The following is a 2,547-nucleotide window of genomic DNA, read 5'->3' on the forward strand; positions in this document are numbered from 1 at the left end:
TGGCGGGCTGCTCCGGCGTCGACCAGGCGGCCGTCCGCCCAGACCTCGACCGGCCCGAGGACCCGAATCTCCATGAACCGCCGCTCGCCGCATCGCCAGTCGGACAATCCGCCGACGGACGGCCGGATTGAGGTTCCGGCAGGAATTCGTCGACCTGCCGCGCAGATCATCGTTGGCACAGCGGCATCAATCAATGCGATGTCGGCAATTCGACTCACGGCCTGTTCCGGTCGTGACGACACCGGAGGTCACCATCGTGCGAAGTGCTCTGCGAAGGTTCACGTCCGCCCTGCTCGGCGTGGTTGCCGTGGGCGCCGCGCTCGGCGTCGCCCCGAGCCCTGCCCAGGCCAACTACGCCTGCCCCTCGGGTCTGCTCTGCCTGTACGCCGGGACCAACTTCAGCGGGGACATCTTCCTGCTCGACGGGCCGTACAACGGCTGCAACGACGTCGGGCTGCCCTCGTACTTCCGCAACAGGACCCAGTCGATCATCAACAACCGGCCGTCGGGCACCGTCTCCACCTTCTGGGACAACGCCAACGCCACCGGCCTGCTCGGCTACCAGCACGCCTACGGCTACCGGGCGAACCTGGCGTACGACTCGGCCGCGATCGGGGGGAACTGGAACCAGCGGATCGAGGCGGTCCGGGTCTGCTGATCCGCGGACCGAAGCGGGCAGGGGGGTGCACGACGGCGCCGGTCGGAATTCCACGGGGGACTCCGACCGGCGCCGTCACGCGGCTCAGCCCGGGTAGTAGCAGACGTTCGGGATGACCGGGCCGCCGTTGACCCCGAAGATCGCGAAGCCCATGTACGCCCGGGTCTGCGGGCCGTACTCGCCGTCCTCGGCGATGTTCGCGTACACGATGTCTTCGTTGATCTTGTGTTGGGCGTACCGGACGGCGTCGCGGGTCTTCGGGCCGTAGTTGCCGTCGAGGCTCAGTGAGCGCGAGTAGCAGTTGTTCAGCGCCTCTTGAAGCACCAGCACCGCCGAGCCCGAGTGGCCGTAGGTGAGATAGCACTGTTTGTTCCCGGTCTGCCAACCGATGGTCGGCACGTGCATGTCCGCGCCGCCCGGATAGCCGCCGACCCGGTAGAAGGTCAGGCTGGTGCAGGGGCTGGACGCGTGCGCGGCGGTCGGTGCGAGCAGGGTCAGGCCGGCGCTGGCCAGGACGGTCACGAGGGTGGCGGCGGCGCTGCGGCGGCCGATGCGGCTCCGGTGGATCGGCATGCTCTCCTCCTGGGAAGGTTGCCGGGGTCGACCCGGTGTGCTTCCGAGCATCGCGGCCGTCGATCTATGGTTTCCTGCCCGAACGTCAATTCCCAGGAGCGCCGATGCCCGTCGACGCCGTGATCTTCAGCGGGCAGGGACCGCACGCCGAGCTGGCGTGCCACGATCGGCGCCTCCTGGGAGCACGGCCGCTCCCACCACCCGCCGATCGGCCCGTTCCTCACCTCGAACTGCTCCGTCGCACCGGCGCCTGGCTGCGTACGGGCGGTGACATCCGGGCCTGATCGGAATCGGTCCATGATGGTCGGTGCACAGCCGCGCGTGGTCCGCAACCGCTGGCAGAGGCGCCGCGCGTGCGCCGGTGAACAAGTTCACAAGCGTTGGGCGAGGGTCACCGACCGTGCCTACCGTCGATCGAGTCCACCACCGTGGACACCACGACCGGCAACGCCAAATCCTGCCCCCGGTCGTCGGATACCAGAACCCCGGGCAGGAGCGGGGGACCCACGTTCCTCGGTGCATGTCACCTCGGGGTGAAGCCGCCACCGCGCGGCCGGGCTCCTCGGCCCGAACCCGACAGCTCACCTCGCCGGCGTGGAGGAACCACACATGACGTCTGTCCACACGCCCCGTCATCGACGGGTCACCACCCGCCGCGTCGCCGTCGGCACCCTGGCCGTCGGCGCGATCACCGGCGCCGTCGCCCTCTTCGGCCCCGCGGCCCCGGCCCAGGCCGGTGTCAACTGGGACGCGATCGCCAAGTGCGAGTCCGGCGGCAACTGGAAGATCAACACCGGTAACGGCTACTACGGCGGGTTGCAGTTCTCCCAGGGCACCTGGGCCGGCTACGGCGGCAAGAAGTACGCCGCCCGTGCCGACCTGGCCAGCCGCGGCGAGCAGATCGCCATCGCCGAGAAGGTGCTCGACGGGCAGGGCATCGGCGCGTGGCCGACCTGCGGCCGCAAGGGCGGCTCGTCGGGCGGCTCCGCCACGAAGTCCTCGACGAAGTCGACCGCGAAGTCGTCGAAGTCCACCGCCCCGAAGGACCGGTCCACCGCCGGGAAGGACCGGTCCACCGCCCCGAAGGAGCGGTCGTCGCGCGGCGACCAGCCGGCGACCCGCAACCACGAGCGCACCGCCCCGGCGGCCAGCGGCGACACGTATGTGGTCAACCCGGGGGACACCCTGTCGGAGATCGCCGACAGCCACCGCCAGGCCGGCGGCTGGCAGGCCCTGTACGAGCGCAACCGGCAGCTGATCGGCGCCGACCCGGGTCTGATCCTCCCGGGCCAGCGGCTCAGCCTGTAAGAGCACCA

The 2,547-nt window shown here is 70.1% G+C and carries 5 protein-coding genes and 1 riboswitch; of the genes, 3 read left to right on the plus strand and 2 right to left on the minus strand.

The features are described from left to right. Positions 1-242, minus strand: a 242-nt coding sequence (locus tag ABZU46_RS31560; RefSeq protein WP_354863345.1) for a hypothetical protein, incomplete at its 3' end; no start/stop codon positions are given. A 14-nt stretch (positions 243-256) separates the two neighbouring features. Here ABZU46_RS31560 and ABZU46_RS31565 point away from each other — a divergent pair. Then, the gene (locus tag ABZU46_RS31565; protein ID WP_354863346.1) at positions 257-658 is read left to right on the plus strand and encodes a peptidase inhibitor family I36 protein; all 402 of its coding nucleotides are present in this window, start codon (positions 257-259) and stop codon (positions 656-658) included. Positions 659-742: 84 nt separating this feature from the next. Here the strand turns inward: ABZU46_RS31565 and ABZU46_RS31570 are convergent, their stop codons facing one another. Continuing rightward, entirely contained in the window at positions 743-1,231 is a 489-nt protein-coding gene (locus ABZU46_RS31570) for a peptidoglycan-binding domain-containing protein (protein ID WP_354863347.1), read from the minus strand. A gap of 104 nt (positions 1,232-1,335) precedes the next feature. Between ABZU46_RS31570 and ABZU46_RS31575 the strand changes: the two genes are divergently transcribed. Then, the gene (locus tag ABZU46_RS31575) at positions 1,336-1,515 is read left to right on the plus strand and encodes a hypothetical protein (RefSeq protein ID WP_354863348.1); all 180 of its coding nucleotides are present in this window, start codon (positions 1,336-1,338) and stop codon (positions 1,513-1,515) included. A gap of 181 nt (positions 1,516-1,696) precedes the next feature. After that, positions 1,697-1,841, plus strand: a riboswitch (cyclic di-AMP (ydaO/yuaA leader). Continuing rightward, a complete protein-coding gene (locus ABZU46_RS31580; RefSeq protein WP_354863349.1) occupies positions 1,841-2,539 on the plus strand; it encodes a transglycosylase family protein in 699 nt (232 codons plus the stop codon). (Overlaps the previous riboswitch by 1 nt.) Positions 2,540-2,547 lie beyond the last annotated feature (8 nt).

Source organism: Micromonospora sp. NPDC005197, from assembly GCF_040608295.1.
GTDB lineage: Bacteria > Actinomycetota > Actinomycetes > Mycobacteriales > Micromonosporaceae > Micromonospora.